This is a genomic window from Pseudomonas sp. G3-39, from assembly GCF_054790485.1.
Map to the genome: position 1 here is coordinate 529,895 of NZ_CP186497.1, position 21,664 is coordinate 551,558.

Genomic DNA, 21,664 nt, shown 5'->3' on the forward strand with positions numbered 1-21,664 from the left:
TCCGCACGTCATGTGCCTGCGTTAGTCTGACCGTTCCCTGCTGTCTGCCGAGCTTTCCATGCCTGACCTGCTAGACCGCTACCCGCTGACCGCGGGCACTTATCACGAACTGCTGAATGACAGCGGGGAAGTGCGCCCGCACTGGCGGCGGCTGTTCGATCAATTGCAGCGCAGCACCCCGGCGCAACTGGTGCAGCGGCAGGCGTTGCTGGCCCGGCAGATTCAGGAAAACGGCGTGACCTACAACGTCTATGCCGATCCCAAGGGCGCTGACCGCCCGTGGGAGCTGGACCTGCTGCCGCACGTGATCGCTGCTGACGAGTGGCAGCAACTGTCGACGGGGATTGCCCAGCGAGCACGCCTGCTCAATGCGGTACTGGCTGATCTGTATGGGCCACAGCGATTGATCAGCGAAGGGTTGTTACCGGCGGAGCTGGTGTTCGGCCACAACAATTTTCTCTGGCCCTGTCAGGGCATCGCACCACCGGAAGATGCCTTTCTGCATCTGTACGCCGTGGATCTGGCGCGCACGCCGGACGGGCGCTGGTGGGTCACGGCGGATCGTACTCAGGCACCGTCGGGCGCGGGCTATGCGCTGGAAAACCGCACCATCGTTTCGCGGGCGTTTCCCGAGTTGTACCGCGATCTGAAAGTGCAGCACCTGGCCGGCTTCTTCCGCACCCTGCAGGAAACCCTCGCGCGTCAGGCACCGTGTGCTGACGATGCGCCGCTGGTGGTGCTGCTGACGCCCGGGCGCTTCAACGAAAGCTATTTCGAACACCTTTACCTGGCACGCCAGCTCGGTTATCCGCTGGTGGAGGGCGGCGACCTCACCGTGCGCGATGCCACGGTGTACCTGAAAACCCTCAGTGGTCTGCGCCGGGTGCACGCGATCATGCGCCGGCTCGACGATGACTTCTGCGATCCGCTGGAGCTGCGCACCGATTCTGCACTTGGTGTGCCTGGCCTGCTGGAAGCGGTGCGTCAGGGCCGGGTGCTGGTGGCCAATGCCTTGGGCAGCGGCGTGCTAGAGTCGCCGGGGTTGCTCGGATTTCTGCCGAAGATCAATCAGTACCTGTTCGGCGAAGAACTGCTGCTGCCGTCCATCGCCACCTGGTGGTGCGGCGAGGCGCCGGTGCTGGCGCAGGCGTTGGAAAAGCTTCCCGAGCTGCTGATCAAACCGGCTTTCCCCTCGCAAAGCTTCGCCCCGGTATTCGGCCGCGATCTGAGTGAACAACAGCGCCAGGCACTCGCCGAGCGGATGCAGGCGCGGCCATACGCATACGTCGCGCAAGAACTGGCGCAGCTGTCCCAGGCGCCGATCTGGCAGGCCGAAGACGGCCAACTGCAACCGCGAGCGATCGGCATGCGCGTGTATGCGGTGGCCAGTGGTGACGGTTATCGCGTATTGCCCGGTGGACTGACCCGGGTCGCCGCCGAGGCCGATGCCGAAGTGGTGTCGATGCAGCGTGGCGGGGCGAGCAAGGACACCTGGGTGTTGGGCGAGCGTGCGCCGAGTGGCGAACAATGGAAAACCCAGCGCAACGTCGGCGTACACGATCTGGTGCGCCGCGATCCTTATCTGCCCTCGCGGGTAGTGGAAAACCTGTTCTGGTTCGGTCGTTACTGCGAGCGTTGTGACGACAGTGCGCGACTGCTGCGGATCATGCTCGCGCGGTATGTCGATGGCGATGATCCGCAAGCCTTGCAGGCGGCCGTGGAGCTGGGCGAGCGGCTGATGTTGCTGCCTGAGGAGGGTGAGCTACCGGAGCGGCTGCTGGCGGCGCTGCTCGGCGAGGACTGGTCGTTCAGCCTGCGCTCCAACCTGCAGCGCTTGCAGTGGGCGGCCTCGCAGGTGCGCGGCAAGCTTTCACGGGAAAACTGGCAGGCGTTGGTCGAGTTGCAGCGCGAGGCGCTGGAACTGGACACCGAAGAGCCGGACTTCGGCGAGTTGCTGGATTTCCTCAACCGGCTGGTGATGTCGCTGGCGGCGCTCTCGGGGTTCGCGCTCGACGACATGACGCGCGACGAAGGCTGGCGCTTTCTGATGATCGGCCGGCGCATCGAGCGGTTGCAGTTTCTCAGCAGCAGTCTGGCGGCGTTTCTGCGCGGCGCCGGGGCGTTCGATCAAGCGGGGCTGGAATGGCTGCTGGAGTTGGGCAACAGCAGCATCACCTACCGTTCGCGGTATCTGGCGGTGGCGCAGTTGATTCCGGTGCTCGACCTGTTGCTGCTGGATGAGCAGAACCCGCACGCGGTGTTGTTCCAGTTGAAACTGGTGACCCGCACTTTGAAACGCTTGAACGATGATTTCGGCGTACCTCGCGAGGCCGGGCTGCCGCAATTGGTCGAGCGTCTGGCGCGGTTCGATCTGGGCTGTCTGGAGAACCCGCTGTTCGGGGAAAACAGCGTGCGTGCCGCGCTCGATGGTCTGGCGGATCTGCTGCAAGAGATTGCCGAAGCCAGCGGTCAGGTGTCCGATCGACTGGCGCTGCGCCACTTTGCCCATGTCGATGATGTCAGCCAGCGCACGGTGTCCGTCTGATGAGCGCGCACTACCAGATCTTCCACGACACCTGTTACCACTACGACAGCCCGGTGTCGCTGGCGCAGCAACTCGCGCACCTGTGGCCGCGTGAGTGCACGTGGCAACGCTGCACCGAGCAGCAATTGCTGATCAGCCCGGACCCGACCACGCGGCGGGATGAACTGGATGTGTTCGGCAATCCGCTGACCCGACTGGCCTTCGAGCGCCCGCATGACGAGTTGCAGGTCAACGCCCGGCTCACGGTTGAGGTGCTGGCGCGGCCACCGGCGGATTTCAGTCTGTCCCCGGCGTGGGAGCAGACGCGTGATGCGCTGACCTACAGCAGCCAGCCATTGTCCGCCGAAATGCTGGAGGCTTGTCGCTATCGGTTTCAGTCACCTTATGTGCACTTGAAACGCAGCTTCGTCGAATTTTCCGAAAGCTGTTTTCCACCGGGCAGGCCCTTGTTGCTGGGCGTGCAGGCCTTGATGCAGAAGATTTTCAGCGAATTCACTTTCGACGCCGAGGCCACGCAAGTGGCGACGCCGCTGGTCGAGGTGCTGGAGCGCCGACGCGGCGTGTGTCAGGACTTCGCCCACCTGATGCTCGCTTGCGTGCGCTCGCGAGGGCTGGCAGCGCGCTACATCAGTGGCTATCTGCTGACCCAACCGCCGCCGGGGCAGCCACGGCTGATCGGCGCCGATGCGTCGCATGCCTGGGTCTCGGTGTTCTGTCCGGTATTGGGCTGGGTGGATTTCGATCCGACCAACAACGTACAGCCGGCGCTGGAGCACATCACCCTGGCGTGGGGTCGGGATTTTTCCGATGTGTCGCCGTTGCGGGGGGTGATTCTGGGGGGCGGCAGTCACGACCCGGAGGTCCGCGTCACGGTGATGCCATTGGAATAACACAGCAACCCATGTGGGAGCGGGCTTGCTCGCGAAGGCGGTGTGTCAGTTACATCAATGTTGAAGGTTAAGACGCCTTCGCGAGCAAGCCCGCTCCCACAGGAAGCCGTATCGTGTTCGGAAAACGGGGAGGGTGTGGGGGCCAGCGGCTGAGCCGCCAGCCCCGTCACAAATCCGCAGGGTCTGACTCGATCATCAAACCCGGTGGGGCTCAGGCGTCAGGCGCCTGGTCTTTCGGTGCATCAACAACTTCATCATCGTTGTCAGTCGCCACTTCACCGTCAGGGTTCAGTGCCGCTTCTTCAGCCTGCTGTTTCTTGCGCTGAAGCTTTTCCTCTTTCTTCTTTTCCTTTTCCAGGTCTCGTTGACGTTTGGCGAAGGAGTAATTGGGTTTGGCCATGGGCGATCCTCTGGGGTCGAAGGTGAGGTTGAGCGGCGCGTATTCTGCCCTGTATCGGTGCCCGGCGGTTAGCCGGGTTTTTGGTCGACCCACTTGGGCGTGACGGTCGGCTTCCAGTTATCCAGGGCGTCGAGCAGCGTTTGTGCTGATTCGCTCACTTGCAGCATGTCACGGTGTGGGGCGCGAACGAAGCCTTCGCCGACGATATGGTCAAGAAAAGCCGTGAGTTTGCTGTAAAAACCGTTCACCTCAAGCAGCCCCAGCGGTTTGCCGTGGTAGCCGAGCTGGCCCCAGGTCCAGACTTCGAACAGCTCTTCCAGCGTGCCGAGACCGCCGGGCAACGCGATGAACGCATCGCTCAGCTCGGCCATGCGGGCTTTGCGCGCGTGCATGCCATCGACGACTTCGAGGCGCGTCAGGCTTTTGTGACCGATCTCCTTGTCCATCAGGCTTTGCGGAATGATCCCGATCACTTCGCCGCCGGCGGCCAGCGCGGCGTCCGCCACCAGGCCCATCAGGCCCACGGCACCACCACCGTAAACCAGCGTCAGTTGGCGCTCGGCGAGTGCCCGGCCAAGGGCTCGGGCGGCTTCGGTGTAAGCCGGATCAGTGCCGGCGTTGGCACCGCAAAATACACAAACGGATTTGAGAGACATGCCTTCCTCCTGGGTCAATCCGTCACAGGGTAATGGCTGGCACGCCTTGATCCAAGGACTAAGCTTCGCGTTCTGGCGATTCAAAGGTACCGCTGGCGCCACAGGCGTAGGCGGCGAGCAAACTGCACAACAGACCGTTAAAGAACATGACAGGCACTCCGTTTCAGTAGATGCGCCGATCATAGGCCCGGCCTTGGATTCTGGCCGGTAGATTGTTTCGATGAGTGTCATAGCCTGAAAGTTGTATACAATTTTTGACTCAAGTCATAGGAACTTGCGAAGATTTCAGGCAGTCTTTCCACCATTAGTGTTTTTGTTAACCCTGCCTTGGAGATTCACCATGTTTTCCAAAGTTGTTGCGGTATCCCTGCTGGCGCTGGCCAGCAGCCAATTGATGGCTGCCGAGTGCAAAACCACCGTTGATTCCACCGACCAGATGTCCTTCAACACCAAAGCCATCGAAATCGACAAGAGCTGCAAGACCTTCACCGTCGAGCTGACCCACTCCGGCAGTCTGCCGAAGAACGTCATGGGTCATAACCTGGTGATCAGCAAAACCGCTGACATGCAGGCGATCGCCACCGACGGCCTGGCTGCCGGGATCGACAAGAACTACCTGAAGGACGGTGACGAGCGCGTTATCGCTCACACCAAGATCATCGGCGCCGGCGAGAAAGATACGCTGACCATCGACGTATCGAAGCTGACCGCTGGCACTGACTACGGCTTCTTCTGCTCGTTCCCGGGCCACATCTCGATGATGAAAGGCACCATTGCCGTGAAGTAATGGCTGCAGGCATAAAAAAGCGTCCCTCGGGACGCTTTTTTCGTTTCTGTAGGAGCTGCCGCAGGCTCGGGCCGCGATCGGACGATCTTTTGATGTTGTTTTTGAAGATCAAAAGATCGCAGCCTCGTTTCACTCGACAGCTCTTACAGGGGCTTTCAACTTACGGGGCGAATGGCATCACGCGCTTGTGGTGGGTCTTGTTGTAAGTCGCGACGATGATGTCGAACGCTTCCTGACGCACCGGCTCGCCGTGCAGGAAGGCGTCGATCTCGGCGTAGGTCACGCCGTGGGAGGCTTCGTCCGGTTTGCCCGGCGACAGGTCTTCCAGATCCGCGGTCGGCACTTTTTCCACCAGCGATTCCGGCGCGCCGAAGCTGCGGGCGATCGCCCGGACCTGGTTTTTCACCAGACCGCTGAGCGGGGCCAGGTCGCAGGCGCCGTCGCCGAACTTGGTGAAGAAGCCCATCACCGCTTCCGCCGCGTGGTCGGTGCCGATCACCAGGCCGTGCGCCGCGCCGGCGATGGTGTACTGGGCGACCATGCGCATCCGCGCCTTGGTGTTGCCGAGCACGAAATCCACCGACACCGCATGTTTGCCTTCGAACGCCGCGACTTCCTTGGCCAGGGATTTGACCGCCGGGCCGATGTTCACCGTGTGGCGTTCGTCCGGGGCGATGAAGTCCACCGACGCCTGGGCGTCGTGCTCATCGAACTGGGTTTCGTACGGCAGGCGCACGGCGATGAACTTGTAGGCGTTGTCGCCGGTGCGCTCGCGCAGTTCACGCATGGCGCGCTGGGCCAGGAGGCCGGCGGTCAGCGAGTCGACGCCGCCGCTGATGCCCAGCACCAGGGTCTTGAGGCCGGAATTGACCAGGCAATCCTGGATAAAGGTGATGCGCCGGGCGACTTCCGCTTCGAGGGCCTGATGCCCGGCGAATGGCGGTTGTACCTTGAGCTGTTCAGCAATCTCACGCTGTACGGCTTGCATGAATTCACTCCTTGCTAGATAGACTGGAATCGGCAGGAACCTGAAACACATGTCGCAAATAGGCGACGAAATTCGGGTCTTTGCAGTGGGTCTTGCCTGGCTCGTCGGAGATCTTCGCCACCGGCTGGCCGTTGCAGGCGGTCATTTTAAGCACGATGCTCATCGGTTCGACACCCGGAATGTCACAGGTCAGGTTGGTGCCGATGCCAAAGCTGACGTTGATCCGCCCGTGCAGCGCGCGGAAGATCTCCAGCGACTTGGGCAGGGTCAGGCTGTCGGAGAACACCAGGGTCTTGCTCATCGGGTCGATGCCGAGCTTGTGGTAGTGGGCGATGCATTTTTCGCCCCACTGCACCGGATCCCCTGAATCGTGGCGCAGACCATCGAAGAGCTTGGCGAAGAACAGGTCGAAGTCGCCGAGAAACGCGTCGGTGGTGATGCAATCGGTGAGAGCAATCCCCAGCAGGCCACGGTATTCGCGCACCCAGCAGTCGAGCGCGGCGATCTGGCTGTCGATCAAGCGTGGGCCGAGTTGCTGGTGGGCCATGATCCATTCATGGGCCATGGTACCCAGCGGTTTCATGTCCAGCTCGCGGGACAAGTGCACGTTGCTGGTGCCGACAAAGCGCCCGGGGAAATCGTGCTTGAGCACGTTGACCACTTCTTCCTGCACGCGGTACGAAAAGCGCCGGCGGGTGCCGAAGTCGGCGACCTGCAATTGCGCCAGTTCGTCAGCCGAGGCGTTGGCGCTGAGCCAGTCGAACTTGCGATACAGCTGTTCCCGCGCCTGCACCAGTTCGATTTCCCGGTAGCGATAGCGGTTGCGCACTTCGCTGACGATCGCCAGCAGCGGCACTTCGTAGAGGATCACATGCAGCCACGGGCCACGCAGACGGATGAACAGTTCGCCGTTCTCGATGCCGGTGTGCAGGTAGCGCAGGTTGAAGCGGAACAGGCCGAGAAAGCGCAGGAAATCCGGTTTGAGGAAGGTGATGCGCTCGAGAAAACTCAACTGGTCGGCACTCAGGCTCAGCTCGGCCAGACGCTCGATCTGGTAGCGAATCTCGGCCAGATACGGCCGCAGATCCTCGCTGTTACGGCAACGAAACTCCCATTCGACTTCGACGTTGGGGTAGTTGTGCAGCACCGCCTGCATCATCGTCAGTTTGTAGAAGTCGGTGTCGAGCAGGTTCTGCACGATGCGATCGGCAAACACACTCTCGCTCATAAACGGGGTCTCCAGGTGCACCGCGCGGTTGCGCGGGATCAATCAATGACGCTAGTGGCGCATATCAGCGGTGGGGATTGCCAGCAATTTTTTAGATCACCGCAGAACCCTTGTGGGAGCGAGCCTGCTCGCGAAGGCGTCATTTCAGTCGACATTGACATTGAATGTGCCGGCCTCTTCGCGAGCAGGCTCGCTCCCACAGTTTTCAATCGGGTCAGGCATTCGGGCTGTCGATCTGCTCCAGCATCCACTTCACAAAATCCCGCACCTTCGGCACTTCCGCCGCATGCTCCGGGTAGGCCAGGTAATAGGCGTCGGAACTGGGCATTGCATGCTGCCAGGGAATGACCAGTTTGCCGTCGGCCAATTCCTCTTCCACCAGAAACCGTGGCAGCAGCGCCACACCGCAGCCGACCTGGGCGGCGCGGATGCACATGTAAAAGGTTTCGAAACGCGGGCCGTGGTAGCTGTGTTCGGTGTGGTAACCCTGACTGTCGAACCAGTCATGCCAGGCCTGTGGGCGCGAGGCATTTTGCAGCAGCACCAGATCGGTCAGTTGCGTCGGGTCGGTGAAGGGCTGATCCGGCAGGCTGCCGGGCGCACAGACCGGCACCAGCTCTTCGCCGAACAGCTTCAGGCATTCGGTGCCGGGGCGTGAGCCCTGACCGAAATAGAACGCCAGATCGCTGCGCCCCTGTAGCAAATCGTCGGCCTCCTGCTCGTTGCACAAGTCGAGATGGATCGACGGATGGCGCAGACGCCAGCCCTTCAGACGCGGTACCAGCCAGCGCGCGCCGAAGGTCGAAGGGGTAGAAACGCGCAGGACTTCGGTCTCGCCGCCGTAGGAGCGCAGGTAATGCGTGGACATTTCCACCTGAGTGAGGATTTTTCGGACTTCCACCAGGTACAAATCCCCGGCCGGGGTCATCTGCAAGCGACGACGCACCCGACGGAACAACAAGTGCTGCAACAATTCCTCAAGCTGCGCGACCTGTTTGCTGACGGCACTCTGGGTCAGGTTCAGCTCTTCGGCGGCCCGGGTGAAGCTCAGGTGCCGGGTCACGGCTTCGAAGCACTGCAACGCGGTGATCGACGGCAAGTGGCGTTTGTTCAGCATGGGTGATCCCTTTTTCTTGTCTTTCTGTGCGCAGCATGAATAAACGGAATGATATCTCGCGTAAAGGTCGTTTGTTGCCTTGCCTTCGGGAAGCTACAACTAAAGGCCTGCCCGGTCGTTAGCATTCGGCCGCACACATTCTGTTTTTCGCTTGAGGAGTGACCCATGGTTGCCGCATTGCTTGATCGTCTTGGTGTGAACCCGGCCCTGTACCAGAACGGCAAAGTGCCGGTGCATTCGCCCATCGACGGCAGCCGCATCGCCGCCGTGAACTGGGAAGGCCCGGCCGAAGTCGAGCAGCACATCAGTCGCGCAGATCATGCTTTCGAGCTGTGGCGCAAGGTGCCGGCCCCGCGTCGCGGCGAGCTGGTGCGTCAGTTCGGCGAAGTGCTGCGTGAGTACAAGGCTGACCTCGGCGAACTGGTGTCGTGGGAGGCGGGCAAGATCACTCAGGAAGGCCTCGGTGAAGTGCAGGAGATGATCGACATCTGCGACTTCGCCGTAGGCCTGTCGCGTCAACTGTACGGTTTGACCATCGCCTCTGAGCGCCCGGGCCACCACATGCGTGAAACCTGGCATCCACTGGGCGTGGTCGGCGTGATCAGCGCGTTCAACTTCCCCGTCGCGGTGTGGGCGTGGAACACCACGTTGGCGCTGGTCTGCGGTAACCCGGTGGTGTGGAAGCCGTCGGAGAAAACCCCGCTGACCGCACTGGCCTGTCAGGCGCTGTTCGACCGTGTGGTGAAGAATTTCAGCGATGCGCCGGCGCACCTGTGCCAAGTGATCATCGGTGGCCGTGACGCTGGCGAAGCGCTGGTGGATGACCCGCGTGTTGCGCTGATCAGCGCCACTGGCAGCACCCGCATGGGCCGCGAAGTGGCGCCAAAAGTCGCCGCACGTTTCGCCCGCAGCATTCTCGAACTGGGCGGCAACAATGCGATGATCCTCGGCCCAAGCGCCGATCTGGACATGGCCGTGCGCGCCATTCTGTTCAGTGCGGTCGGCACCGCCGGGCAGCGTTGCACCACCCTGCGGCGGCTGATTGCTCATGAATCGGTGAAGGAAGAAATCGTCACTCGCCTCAAAGCCGCGTACGCCAAAGTGCGCATCGGTCATCCGCTGGAAGGCAATCTGGTCGGCCCGCTGATCGACAAACACAGCTTCGAAAACATGCAGGACGCGCTGGAGCAGGCGCTGAGCGAGGGCGGCCGGGTGTTCGGCGGCAAGCGTCAGCTCGAAGAGCAGTTCCCCAACGCCTACTACGTGTCGCCGGCCATTGTCGAAATGCCAGAGCAGAGCGACGTGGTCTGCAGCGAAACCTTTGCGCCGATCCTCTACGTGGTCGGCTACAGCGACTTCCAGGAAGCGCTGCGCTTGAACAATGCGGTGCCGCAAGGCCTGTCGTCGTGCATCTTCACCACCGACGTGCGCGAGGCCGAGCAATTCATGTCGGCGGTCGGCAGCGACTGTGGCATCGCCAACGTCAACATCGGCCCGAGCGGCGCGGAAATCGGCGGCGCGTTTGGTGGCGAGAAGGAGACCGGCGGCGGTCGTGAGTCGGGCTCCGACGCCTGGCGCGCGTACATGCGCCGCCAGACCAACACCGTGAACTACTCGCTGGAGTTGCCGCTGGCGCAGGGCATCACCTTCGACTGAGTGTTGGAAATCTTCCCTGTGGGAGCGAGCCTGCTCGCGAATGCGGTGTGTCAGTCGGTATGGATGTTGGCTGGTATACCGCTTTCGCGAGCAGGCTCGCTCCCACAGGGTATGCAGTGTTTGTTAGGTTTCTGTTGGAGTCTGGCAATGCCGTTACGCGAAGAATGTCTGTGGGAAAAACTCACGCCGCAGCGCCCGGATAACACCGCGCTGCGCGGCGAGGTCAAAGTCGATGTCTGCGTGATCGGCGCCGGGTTTACCGGGTTGTCGGCGGCGCTGCATCTGTTGGAAAAAGGCAAACGCGTCTGCGTGCTCGAAGCGCATCGTGCCGGGCATGGCGGCTCCGGACGCAATGTCGGGCTGGTCAACGCCGGCATGTGGATCCCGCCGGACGAGATCGAAGCCGGGTTCGGCGAAGCGGTCGGCAGTCAGCTCAACCGCATGCTCGGGGCGGCGCCGGCGCTGGTGTTCAGCCTTGTGGATAAATACAACATCGATTGCCAGTTGCGCCGCGAAGGCACCCTGCACATGGCGCACAACGCCAAGGGCGAAGCGGATCTGCGCAGTCGCGAGCAACAATGGAAGCGCCGCGGGGCGCCGGTTGAGTTGCTCACCGGCAAGGCCTGCGAGCAAGCCACCGGCACGCAGAAGATTGCCGCCGCGCTGCTCGACCGCCGCGCCGGTACGCTCAACCCTATGGCCTATGTCACCGGCCTGGCCAACGCGGTGAAGGGCTTGGGCGGGCAGATGTTCGATCACTCGCCAGTGACCCGTCTCGAACGCGTGGGCCAGCTATGGTCGGTGCAGACCGAGCTAGGTTCGGTACTCGCCGAGCAAGTGGTGATCGCCTCCAACGCCTACACCGAGGGCGACTGGACCGAACTCAAGCGCAACTTCTTCCCCGGTTACTACTATCAGGTCGCTTCGGTGCCGCTGACCGAAGACGCCGCCCATGACATCCTCCCCGGCGGTCAGGGCTCGTGGGACACGCGGCAAGTGTTGAGCAGCATCCGTCGCGACAAGGACGGCCGGTTGTTGCTCGGCAGTCTGGGCAACGGCAATCAGAAACCCACCTGGTTCCTCAAGGCCTGGGCCGACCGGGTGCAGCAACACTACTTCCCCAACCTGAAACCGGTGGAATGGGAATGCACCTGGACCGGGCGCATCGCCTTCACCCCCGATCACCTGATGCGGCTGTTCGAACCGACGCCGGGACTGGTGGCCGTCACCGGTTACAACGGTCGCGGCGTGACCACTGGCACTGTGGTCGGCAAAGCCTTCGCCGACTATCTGTGTAACGGAAATCCTCAAGCCCTGCCGATCCCCTTCGCACCGATGCAGCCCCTGGCCGGCGTTGGCCTGCGCAGTTGCCTGTACGAGGCCGGCTTCTCGCTGTATCACGCGGGCCAGTGCCTGCGCATCGTCATTTGAGTGTTGAAATATGTTGCCGGAAGCGGCGCTTTTCGGCGTAGCGACTAGCCTCTAATGGTGCGGGTTGTAGCAGTCCCGCACCAGCAGTGTGCAGTTCGGTGACGCGAGCTGTTACAGGCTGGTTGCACGTCGTTTGGTGCCGCGGTTGCAATGATGGCGCAAGCGGGTTGCGCCTCAGATTTAAAAAGGTTTCACCTTCCGCGGTTTAGACGGTTGCACGCCCAATGAAAATGGGAACGAAACAGTCGAAATAACAAGAAAGCAGCGACTTTTTGAAGAATAAAAAACCGATGGCACGGCGCTTGCTCAGAGCATTCAGTGAAGTGAAGTCGCAGTGCCAACTAAAAAAAACCTTGGAGCACCACCTCATGTCCCAGACGTTTTACAAGAAAGGCTTTCTGGCCCTCGCAGTAGCTACTGCGCTGGGTGTTTCTGCGTTTGCTCAAGCTGATGTGAAAATCGGTGTAGCGGGTCCAATGACTGGCGCCAACGCGGCATTTGGCGAGCAGTACATGAAGGGTGCACAGGCAGCGGCGGACGCGGTCAATGCGGCGGGCGGCGTCAACGGCGAGAAAATCGTACTGGTCAAGGGCGATGACGCCTGCGAACCGAAACAGGCAGTGACAGTCGCCAAGGATCTGGTCAACCAGAAGGTAGCCGGCGTGGTCGGTCACTTCTGCTCCTCTTCCACCATCCCCGCCTCGGAAATCTACGACGAAGCCGGCGTTATCGCGATCACTCCGGGTTCCACCAACCCGCAAGTGACCGAGCGCGGCCTGAGCGCCATGTTCCGTATGTGCGGGCGTGACGACCAGCAAGGCATCGTCGCGGGCGACTACATCGTCGACGTGCTCAAGGGCAAGAAAGTCGCCGTGCTGCACGACAAGGACACCTACGGTCAGGGCCTGGCCGATGCGACCAAGGCTCAACTGGAAAAACGTGGCGTGAAGCCGGTGCTGTATGAAGGCCTGACCCGTGGCGAGAAAGACTTCAGCGCCGTGGTCACCAAGATTCGTGCAGCCGGTGCCGACGTTGTCTACTTCGGCGGCCTGCACCCGGAAGCCGGCCCGCTGGTCAAGCAACTGCGTACCGAAGGCCTGAAAGACGTCAAGTTCATGTCTGACGACGGCATCGTCACCGACGAACTGGTGACCACCGCCGGTGGCCCGCAATACGTTGACGGCGTGCTGATGACCTTCGGCGCCGACCCACGTCTGCTGCCAGACAGCAAGACCGTGGTCGATGCGTTCCGCAAGGCCGGCACCGAACCTGAAGGCTACACCCTGTACGCCTACGCGTCGGTTCAGACCCTGGCGGCCGCCTTCAACGGCGCCAAGTCCAACAGTGGCGAAAAAGCCGCCGAGTGGCTCAAGGCCAACCCGGTGAAAACCGTCATGGGCGAGAAAGCCTGGGACAAGAAGGGCGACCTGAAAGTCTCTGACTACGTGGTTTACCAGTGGGACAAGGACGGCAAATACCATCAGCTGGAAAAACAGAAGTAAGGGCTGACGCGATCGGTTGATCCCCACTCATCCAATGTGGGAGCGAGCCTGCTCGCGAAGACGGAATGACTGCCAACACATGTGTTGAATGATCGACCGCTTTCGCGAGCAGGCTCGCTCCCACAGGGACGGTGTCGGTCGGATGGGCTGATCGTATCTGCATTGCTCCGACGTAAATCTGTATTTTTCCTAGAAGAGCCGCCCGCTCCGGTGGGCAGGTTCTCATTGCGTGAGATTGCGTTATGGATGGTATTTTCCTGCAGCAACTGGTCAACGGCCTGACCCTCGGGTCGGTCTATGGCCTGATCGCCATCGGCTACACAATGGTCTACGGCATCATCGGCATGATCAACTTCGCCCACGGCGAGGTTTACATGATTTCCGCGTACCTCGCGGCAATCAGTCTGGCTCTGCTGGCTTACTTCGGTATCGAATCCTTCCCGCTGTTGATGCTTGGCACGCTGGTTTTCACTATCGTCGTCACCGGCGTCTATGGCTGGGTAATCGAACGCGTCGCTTACAAACCTCTGCGCAACTCCACTCGACTGGCACCGCTGATCAGTGCCATTGGTATCTCGCTGATCCTGCAGAACTACGCCCAGATCAGCCAGGGCGCCCGTCAACAGGGTGTTCCGACGCTGCTCACCGGTGCCTGGCGCATCGACGTCGGCAGCGGTTTCGTCCAACTGACCTACACCAAGATCTTCATTCTGGTCGCCGCATTTGTCGGCATGGGCCTGCTGACCTACGTGATCAAGTACACCAAGCTCGGCCGCATGTGCCGCGCCACCCAGCAAGACCGCAAGATGGCCTCGATCCTCGGGATCAACACCGACCGGGTGATTTCCTACGTGTTCATCATCGGTGCAGCAATGGCGGCGCTGGCCGGCGTGCTGATCACCATGAACTACGGCACGTTCGACTTCTACGCAGGCTTCGTCATCGGCATCAAGGCGTTCACCGCCGCCGTGCTTGGCGGGATCGGCTCACTGCCCGGCGCGATGCTCGGCGGGATCATTCTCGGGATCTCCGAGTCGCTGTTCTCGGGCCTGGTCAACTCCGACTACAAAGACGTGTTCAGCTTCTCGCTGCTCGTACTTGTTCTGGTCTTCCGGCCTCAGGGCCTGTTGGGCCGTCCTCTTGTGTCGAAGGTGTAAGCGATGTCTTCAACCACTCAAAAAAATATCGATATCAAAAAAAGCCTGGTTGAGGCGATTCTGGCCGGCCTGATTGCCCTGATCGTGTTCGGCCCGATTGTCGGCGTCGTGCTCGAAGGCTACAGCTTCAACCTCGAACCAACCCGCGTGGCGTGGCTTATCGGCATCGTGATGATCGGCCGCTTTGCCTTGAGTCTGTTTCTGCAGACGCCCAAGGGCCTGAAGATTCTCGACGGATTCGAGAGCACCGGCTCCGGTGTGCATGTGCTGCCTGCCGATCACAAATCACGTCTGCGCTGGATCATTCCACTGCTGATCGTGCTCGCGGTCATCGTGCCGTTTGTCTCCAACTCGTACCTGCTGGGCGTGGTCATCCTCGGGCTGATCTACGTGCTGCTGGGCCTGGGGCTGAACATTGTGGTCGGTCTGGCCGGCCTGCTCGACCTCGGTTACGTGGCGTTCTACGCCATCGGCGCCTACGGTCTGGCGCTCGGTTATCAATACCTCGGGCTGGGCTTCTGGACCGTGCTGCCACTGGCGGCAATCACTGCCGGTTTGGCCGGCTGCATCCTCGGTTTTCCGGTGCTGCGTCTGCACGGCGACTATCTGGCGATCGTGACTCTGGGCTTCGGTGAAATCATCCGCCTGATCCTCAACAACTGGCTGTCGCTGACCGGCGGGCCGAACGGCATGCCGGCGCCACTGCCGACCTTCTTCGGTCTGGAATTCGGCAAGCGGGCCAAGGATGGCGGGGTGCCGTTCCACGAGTTCTTCGGCATCGCCTACAACCCGGACGTGAAGTATTACTTCATCTACACGGTGTTGTTCCTGGTGGTACTGGCCGTGCTGTACATCAAGCATCGTCTGGTGAAGATGCCGGTGGGTCGCGCCTGGGAAGCGCTACGCGAAGATGAAATCGCCTGCCGCTCGATGGGCCTCAACCACGTACTGGTCAAGCTTTCGGCGTTCACCATCGGTGCATCGACCGCGGGCCTGGCCGGGGTGTTTTTCGCCACCTACCAGGGCTTCGTCAACCCGACCTCGTTCACCTTCTTCGAATCGGCGCTGATCCTCGCCATCGTCGTGCTCGGCGGCATGGGCTCGACCATCGGCGTGGTGATTGCGGCATTCGTGTTGACGGTTGCTCCGGAACTGCTGCGCGGCTTCGCTGAATACCGCGTGCTGCTGTTCGGCATCCTGATGGTGTTGATGATGATCTGGCGACCTCGCGGGCTGATTCGCATCAGCCGTACCGGGGTCACTCCACGTAAAGGTGCCATTCACTATGAGAGGACTGCGCCATGAGTGAAGTCGTACTCTCTGTGGAAAAACTGATGATGCACTTCGGTGGCATCAAGGCCCTGAGCGATGTCAGCCTCAAGGTCAAACGCAACTCGATCTTCGCCCTGATCGGGCCGAACGGCGCCGGCAAGACCACGGTGTTCAACTGCCTGACCGGGTTCTACAAGGCCTCCGGCGGCAAGATCGAACTCAACGTGCGCGGCAAGCAGACCAACGTCATCCAGCTGCTGGGCGAGTCTTTCAAACCGACCGACTTCGTCTCGCCGAAAAGCTTCCTCAGTCGCCTGTACTACAAGATGTTCGGCGGCACCCATTTGGTGAACCGCGCCGGCCTGGCCCGGACATTCCAGAACATTCGCCTGTTCAAGGAAATGTCGGTGCTGGAGAACCTGCTGGTGGCCCAGCACATGTGGGTCAACCGCAACATGCTCGCCGGCATCCTCAACACCAAGGGCTACCGCAAGGCCGAAAGTGATGCGCTGGACTGCGCGTTCTACTGGCTGGAAGTGGTGGATCTGGTGGACTGCGCCAACCGTCTGGCCGGTGAACTGTCCTACGGCCAGCAACGCCGTCTGGAGATCGCCCGGGCCATGTGCACGCGGCCGCAGATCATCTGCCTCGACGAACCGGCCGCCGGCCTCAACCCTCAGGAAACCGAAGCGCTGAGCGCGATGATCCGGCTGCTGCGCGACGAGCACGATCTGACCGTGGTGCTGATCGAACACGACATGGGCATGGTAATGAGCATTTCCGACCACATCGTGGTACTGGATCACGGCGTGGTCATCGCCGAAGGCGGTCCCGAGGCGATCCGCAACGATCCGAAAGTGATTGCCGCCTACCTGGGCGCCGACGAAGAGGAGCTGGTATGAGCAAACCGATCCTCGAACTCAAAGACCTGGACGTGTTCTACGGCCCGATCCAGGCCCTCAAGGGCGTGTCGCTGCAGATCAACGAAGGCGAGACCGTCAGCCTGATCGGCTCCAACGGCGCGGGTAAATCGACGCTGCTGATGTCGATCTTCGGCCAGCCGCGCGCGGCGGGTGGGCAGATCCTCTATCAAGGCGTCGACATCACCCACAAGTCCTCGCACTACATCGCCTCCAACGGCATCGCACAGTCGCCGGAAGGGCGGCGGGTGTTCCCCGACATGACCGTCGAGGAGAACCTGCTGATGGGCACCATCCCGATCGGCGACAAATATGCCAAGGAGGATATGCAGCGCATGTTCGAGCTGTTCCCGCGGCTCGAAGAGCGCCGTACCCAGCGGGCGATGACCATGTCCGGCGGCGAGCAGCAGATGCTCGCCATTGCCCGCGCATTGATGAGCCGGCCGAAATTGCTGCTGCTCGATGAGCCAAGCCTGGGGTTGGCGCCGATCGTGGTGAAACAGATCTTCGCCACCCTGCGGGAACTGGCGAAAACCGGCATGACCATTTTCCTCGTCGAGCAGAACGCCAACCATGCGTTGAAGCTGTCGGACCGGGCGTATGTGATGGTCAACGGCGAGATTCGTCTGACCGGTACCGGCAAGGAGTTGTTGGTGAATGAGGAGGTGCGTAACGCTTACCTCGGCGGTCATTGAAATGTCACGGCCGCTACATAAGTAGCGGCTGCAACTACAACCCGTTCGTCTTAAGGTAAATTTAAGTTATGGGTTTTCATTGATCCAGCCTATGAAGTGAATCGTTAGCCATGCAGCGAGAAATATGGGGATGAATATAGTGGTGAGTTTGACAATGTGCATAAATTGATCGAATAGAGTGATTGAATTTATAATGTACTCCACGCACTCCTTGTTTAAGGTGTAGCTTAGATCTGCTGTGTTCTGAGAGTTGGGAATAAGAAAACAGTCCTTTGCTTTGTTTTTTTGTGGAAGTGTGCAGAAAATTATTATTGAAGATAGGAGGAAGAATAGTGCGGACCAAGCAATTCTGCGCTTTTCTTTTTTTGTAAAGCTTCTTTCGAAGTAAATTTTCATGTTTAGAATTTTTCTCTGAATTCAGGTACGTTCCATTTTGGAGGGAAAACGTAGTCTATAGGAGTCTTGTTTTGTGAGTACTTTTGCTTAATTCGTGATCCGGGTTTTCCTAACTCCGGGCGTTTTACTCTCAAAAATTTGTCTAGCTCACAGAATAAATTTTGGCAGTCTATAAGCTGAAGATTTCTATTGGGGAGGTAGCTGAATGGTAAATTGAGCCTACTAAATTCTTGCTCCTGAATCTCGGTCATGTGTTTTATTATGTGTTCGTATTCGGTTTTTTTTGCGTTTGGGAAAATCTTTTTAATTCCGCGCTCTGCGCCAGGTCCGGCGACTACGAATTGGCTTTCGTCAGCGTTGCAATGGTTGCTGTATGCAAGGTCAATTGCATATTGGTACGCTAGGAACTTACCCACTGATGGGAGAGTAAGAAGAGACTGATATATGTTAGATAGATTTTTTCTGTCCCAGATGGATTTATGCATTTCCTGATTTAACATGAGCTGTATCATTTCCAGATTGTTCATGTGTTTGGAAGCATGTCCGTATTCAGCTTTTCCAGAAGGCATGATGTATGCGGCAGAGTAGATTTTCACGTCTTGCAGCTTTATTTTGGCTATGGCATCGCAATAGTTTTTGATCGAGAAATCTTCAACTGATATTGTTCCTAATTGTTTTTCTAGCTGCTCCCATGTTTCAATTCTATTGAATAGCTTGAAAAGTATTATTCTGAAAAAAGTGTCTTCTGCACTATGGTCTGTATCGTAGATTACGTTTTTTATTAGATATTGAGATGTGCGGTCAAGAACTCTGTAGCAGTTGGTGAATTTGTATTTTGAAATGATAGAGTCTTGAGGTTTTGTCGGGGAGAGCCTTGAAAGGAAGGCCTCTTGTCGCGCATGAGCAAATACCCAGTAGTCGTCATAGGCGTAATTAGGCTTGAAATTTAAGTTGCTCAAAGGCGCGCGACTCGGAATGTTTAAGTTAGCCGATTAGATTGTTAAAAAATTTGATCACATGATCCTTTATTGCGAAACCCAGAATGGCAGTAAAAACTGCAAAAATTACCGTTGAGTATCTCGCGATTATTTTACTTTCTAATGTAAGAAGCTCTTTTTTAAGGTCGTCTATTTCCTGCTTCAACTTGAAAGGGGAGAAAACCTCACCAGTCATATCAGAGATTTTATCGCTGTTTAACTTTTTTATTGGGGATTTATATTTTTTTGCGTTTTCGTCTGTTGCTGAGGGATCAAGGTCAGCATACCAAATCAGTGCAAATGGCTTTCCCCGCTCCAATACAATGTCAGTTGGTCCGGCATTGTATACGGAGAAAGTTAGCTGCCCTTTCCATCCTGGGTCTACATGGAAGCCTGATACGTTGATAAGACCTTTGAATTTATACTTTGCCTTGAAGGAGATGAAGGCCAGCGCAGTGGTAGGGACATACAGTACTTCTGATGTCAGAAGAAGAGCAAACTGGCCTTTGGGAATTACGAACTGAGGCTTTTTATCATCTAGTATCTGTTTGACATTCGGGTCTTTTTCATTGCTTGGTGTAATATAGACTTCATTTCCAACAGTGAGGGATATGGCTGCACAGTCAACTTCGATTCCCACCGTGTTGCCTTCAGCGTTTTCTATTAGATCAGCAAGATTTTCCTTGAGTTTGTCACCGCTCCAAAACATTTTAATATCCTGATTTGTAATTACCTAACCTATTGAAAAATATATTGTTTTTTTCTACGGAGTAGAGCCGGTCTCCAATTGGAGTCTCAATGTCTTCGACCTTTAAATGGCAGGCTAGCGCAAGCAATATCCTGAAGATAGATGCTAAAGAAGAGAGGATGACCTCTTTAAATGGATAGGCTTCGAGATGGTCTAAAGATTCGACTGCTTTGCACATTTTCCCGGTCAAGCTATTGATTTTTATTGCCATAGATATGTTTGGCTCGTAGCCGTCAAATTTCTCCTCTTTCAATAGCTTAGCTGCAAGCGTATTAATGCACGGTAGTGTTTTTTCTGACTCTTCAATGGAAATGTCGCTTAATAGTTTGTTAAATATATTCGTTGATGATGTGACGATTATTAGTGAATCAATCGTTGCTTTTCTTAGTTCTTCAATGTTGTGCTCAAGCGCGGAAAGAGTTAACTTTGCGCTATATTTTGACAGATGTAAAACCATATGGGTAATACGTTGCTGCACATTAAGTATCCAAATTTCCTTATGGTACTTTTCATCGTGCTGCAACTGTTTCCACTGAAGTTCTTCTAGCTGGATGAGAAGTGACATGGTCATTTCCTATAGTTTAGCGTTCAATTGCGACTTTCAAGCACCTATCACAATTGTAGTATTAGTCAAATAAAATAAAAAAATTATACCCAAACTGTTCAGATAGAGCTATCGGTAAGCTGAATAAATGAGAGAGCATTTGGCCTAAATGTAGCCGAATATTCTGATTCAAGGTATTCAGGCGACTGGTGGATGCGCCCGGCGGCAGTCGCTGTGGAAAACAAATTCCCATAGCTGCCAAAGCGCGACATATAGACGCTGCAAATGGCTGTTTTTCCACAGTTTTGACTTGTCCCCGTTTACTGTGGAGCTGGCTGTGAATAACGTGGGAGTAGCTGGCTGAAGCCCTTGTTTTCCGTGGCTTGCAGGCTGGTGATCGCTTTTTGATCAGGCGTTTTTGCTGGAGCTGAAGACGCTGTTGTCAACCTTTTTCTAGGGTGTGCTGTGGAGACAATTACGTGTGAGCAAGCCTGTGGATAAGTCTGTGACTAAACTCTGGAAAGACTCCGCTGAGGGCCGTAATTACTGGCCTCGCGCAATCACTGCGCTGACCGGTCGGTCGTGCAAAATGCCATCTCCGGCACAACAGCGGCTTCAGGGTCAAGCAAAAAACTTTCTGTTTCCCGCGCAAAGCCTTGTATGGCGCGGCTTTGCGCGTTTTCACTTGCCCCCGGAAACTGTGGAAGGGACTGTGGATAACGTGCGTGCACATGGCTACAGGCCAAGCCACATAAGGTGTAGCGACGATTGATCAAATTTTGATCGGAAGATGTCCCGGTGCGGGTGTTGCTCGTAAATGCCGGGCCGGGCATGCTGGCTGCTGATTTTCTATTCCAATGGCTGCGCTGGCGGCCGACGCAAGGAGAACACGATGTCCAACACCCTGTTTATTACCGGCGCAACCTCCGGTTTTGGTGAAGCCTGTGCCCGTCGTTTCGCCGAGGCTGGCTGGAAACTGGTGTTGACCGGCCGTCGTGCAGAACGTCTCGACGCGCTGTGCGCCGAGTTGTCGAAGCAGACTGAAGTGCATGGCCTGGTGCTCGACGTGCGTGACCGCAAGGCGATGGAAGAGGCAATTGCCAATCTGCCGCCGTCGTTCGCCAAGCTGCGTGGCCTGATCAACAACGCCGGGCTGGCGCTGGGCGTCGATCCGGCACCCAAATGCGACCTCGACGACTGGGACACCATGGTCGATACCAACGTCAAAGGCCTGATGTACAGCACTCGTCTGCTGCTGCCGCGGTTGATCGCTCACGGCCGTGGCGCCGGCATCGTCAACCTCGGTTCGATCGCTGGCAACTACCCGTACCCGGGCAGCCATGTGTATGGCGCCACCAAGGCGTTCGTTAAACAATTCTCGCTGAACCTGCGTTGCGACCTGCAGGGCACTGGCGTGCGTGTCAGCAACATCGAGCCGGGTCTGTGCGAAAGCGAGTTCTCGCTGGTGCGCTTTGCCGGTGACCAGGAACGCTACAACGCCACTTACGCCGGTGCTGAGCCGATCCAGCCGCAGGACATCGCCGAGACCATCTTCTGGGTGCTCAACGCCCCGGCGCACATCAACATCAACAGCCTGGAACTGATGCCGGTGAGTCAGACCTGGGCGGGGTTTGCGATCGAGCGTAACAAAGCCTGATACCGCGTCACCGTTGTTCGCGAGCAGGCTCGCTCCCACATTGGAATGCATTTCAAAGTGGGAGCGAGCCTGCTCGCGAATAGGTCAAATCGGCCAAA

19 protein-coding genes are annotated in these 21,664 nt (G+C 58.1%); 11 read left to right on the plus strand and 8 right to left on the minus strand.

Annotation, left to right across the window (positions count from 1 at the left end; translation table 11 throughout):
* The first annotated feature begins 58 nt into the window (after positions 1-58).
* Entirely contained in the window at positions 59-2,545 is a 2,487-nt protein-coding gene (locus ACOYXG_RS02350) for a circularly permuted type 2 ATP-grasp protein (protein ID WP_460355703.1), read from the plus strand.
* Positions 2,545-3,435, plus strand: a complete 891-nt coding sequence (locus tag ACOYXG_RS02355; RefSeq protein ID WP_096794772.1) for a transglutaminase family protein — start codon at positions 2,545-2,547, stop codon at positions 3,433-3,435. Before ACOYXG_RS02350 ends, ACOYXG_RS02355 begins: the two co-directional genes overlap by 1 nt.
* A 211-nt stretch (positions 3,436-3,646) precedes the next feature.
* On the opposite strand, the gene ACOYXG_RS02360 is transcribed toward ACOYXG_RS02355, so the two are convergent.
* A complete protein-coding gene (locus tag ACOYXG_RS02360) occupies positions 3,647-3,835 on the minus strand; it encodes a hypothetical protein (RefSeq protein WP_097089877.1) in 189 nt (62 codons plus the stop codon).
* Between the two features lie 68 nt (positions 3,836-3,903).
* A complete protein-coding gene (locus ACOYXG_RS02365; protein WP_097089878.1) occupies positions 3,904-4,491 on the minus strand; it encodes an LOG family protein in 588 nt (195 codons plus the stop codon).
* Between the two features lie 340 nt (positions 4,492-4,831).
* Between ACOYXG_RS02365 and azu the strand changes: the two genes are divergently transcribed.
* Entirely contained in the window at positions 4,832-5,278 is a 447-nt protein-coding gene (gene azu, locus ACOYXG_RS02370) for an azurin (RefSeq protein WP_460355707.1), read from the plus strand.
* 160 nt (positions 5,279-5,438) lie between these two features.
* Here the strand turns inward: azu and nadE are convergent, their stop codons facing one another.
* The 3 genes from nadE to ACOYXG_RS02385 form a co-directional block, all read right to left on the minus strand.
* Positions 5,439-6,266 carry an ammonia-dependent NAD(+) synthetase gene (gene nadE / locus ACOYXG_RS02375; RefSeq protein WP_460355709.1) on the minus strand — a complete coding sequence of 276 codons (828 nt, stop codon included), beginning with the start codon at positions 6,264-6,266 and terminating at the stop codon, positions 5,439-5,441.
* 4 nt (positions 6,267-6,270) lie between these two features.
* Complete coding sequence (gene pncB / locus ACOYXG_RS02380) at positions 6,271-7,494, minus strand: nicotinate phosphoribosyltransferase (RefSeq protein ID WP_003221154.1); 1,224 nt, start codon at positions 7,492-7,494, stop codon at positions 6,271-6,273.
* A 214-nt stretch (positions 7,495-7,708) separates the two neighbouring features.
* Positions 7,709-8,611, minus strand: a complete 903-nt coding sequence (locus ACOYXG_RS02385; RefSeq protein ID WP_096794776.1) for a LysR family transcriptional regulator — start codon at positions 8,609-8,611, stop codon at positions 7,709-7,711.
* Positions 8,612-8,776: 165 nt separating this feature from the next.
* Between ACOYXG_RS02385 and amaB the strand changes: the two genes are divergently transcribed.
* The 7 genes from amaB (at position 8,777) to ACOYXG_RS02420 (ending at position 17,244) form a co-directional block, all read left to right on the plus strand.
* Entirely contained in the window at positions 8,777-10,267 is a 1,491-nt protein-coding gene (gene amaB, locus ACOYXG_RS02390) for an L-piperidine-6-carboxylate dehydrogenase (protein WP_247268695.1), read from the plus strand.
* Positions 10,268-10,414: 147 nt separating this feature from the next.
* Positions 10,415-11,698 carry an L-pipecolate oxidase gene (gene amaA / locus ACOYXG_RS02395; RefSeq protein WP_460355714.1) on the plus strand — a complete coding sequence of 428 codons (1,284 nt, stop codon included), beginning with the start codon at positions 10,415-10,417 and terminating at the stop codon, positions 11,696-11,698.
* A gap of 368 nt (positions 11,699-12,066) precedes the next feature.
* Positions 12,067-13,200, plus strand: coding sequence for an ABC transporter substrate-binding protein (locus ACOYXG_RS02400; protein ID WP_027613531.1), 1,134 nt, complete (start codon positions 12,067-12,069; stop codon positions 13,198-13,200).
* A gap of 242 nt (positions 13,201-13,442) precedes the next feature.
* Positions 13,443-14,357 (plus strand): ABC transporter permease subunit, encoded by a 915-nt coding sequence (locus tag ACOYXG_RS02405; protein WP_027613532.1) that lies wholly within the window; start codon positions 13,443-13,445, stop codon positions 14,355-14,357.
* A gap of 3 nt (positions 14,358-14,360) precedes the next feature.
* The gene (livM, locus tag ACOYXG_RS02410; protein ID WP_096794779.1) at positions 14,361-15,662 is read left to right on the plus strand and encodes a high-affinity branched-chain amino acid ABC transporter permease LivM; all 1,302 of its coding nucleotides are present in this window, start codon (positions 14,361-14,363) and stop codon (positions 15,660-15,662) included.
* Positions 15,659-16,531 (plus strand): ABC transporter ATP-binding protein, encoded by an 873-nt coding sequence (locus tag ACOYXG_RS02415; RefSeq protein WP_027613534.1) that lies wholly within the window; start codon positions 15,659-15,661, stop codon positions 16,529-16,531. The genes livM and ACOYXG_RS02415 overlap by 4 nt, the downstream gene beginning before the upstream one ends.
* Positions 16,528-17,244, plus strand: a complete 717-nt coding sequence (locus ACOYXG_RS02420) for an ABC transporter ATP-binding protein (RefSeq protein ID WP_047600666.1) — start codon at positions 16,528-16,530, stop codon at positions 17,242-17,244. Before ACOYXG_RS02415 ends, ACOYXG_RS02420 begins: the two co-directional genes overlap by 4 nt.
* A gap of 398 nt (positions 17,245-17,642) precedes the next feature.
* Here ACOYXG_RS02420 and ACOYXG_RS02425 read toward each other — a convergent pair whose 3' ends face one another.
* From ACOYXG_RS02425 to ACOYXG_RS02435, 3 genes are read right to left on the minus strand one after another with little or no spacing between them, the layout of a single operon-like run.
* Entirely contained in the window at positions 17,643-18,599 is a 957-nt protein-coding gene (locus tag ACOYXG_RS02425; RefSeq protein ID WP_333989425.1) for a nucleotide kinase domain-containing protein, read from the minus strand.
* A 25-nt stretch (positions 18,600-18,624) separates the two neighbouring features.
* On the minus strand, positions 18,625-19,326 hold the full coding sequence (locus ACOYXG_RS02430; protein WP_333989426.1) for a dCTP deaminase domain-containing protein: 702 nt from the start codon (positions 19,324-19,326) through the stop codon (positions 18,625-18,627).
* 1 nt (position 19,327) lies between these two features.
* The gene (locus ACOYXG_RS02435) at positions 19,328-19,930 is read right to left on the minus strand and encodes a hypothetical protein (protein ID WP_333989427.1); all 603 of its coding nucleotides are present in this window, start codon (positions 19,928-19,930) and stop codon (positions 19,328-19,330) included.
* 871 nt (positions 19,931-20,801) lie between these two features.
* On the opposite strand from ACOYXG_RS02435, the gene ACOYXG_RS02440 reads away from it, so the two are divergent.
* A complete protein-coding gene (locus ACOYXG_RS02440) occupies positions 20,802-21,566 on the plus strand; it encodes an SDR family oxidoreductase (RefSeq protein ID WP_027613536.1) in 765 nt (254 codons plus the stop codon).
* Positions 21,567-21,664: the final 98 nt, after the last annotated feature.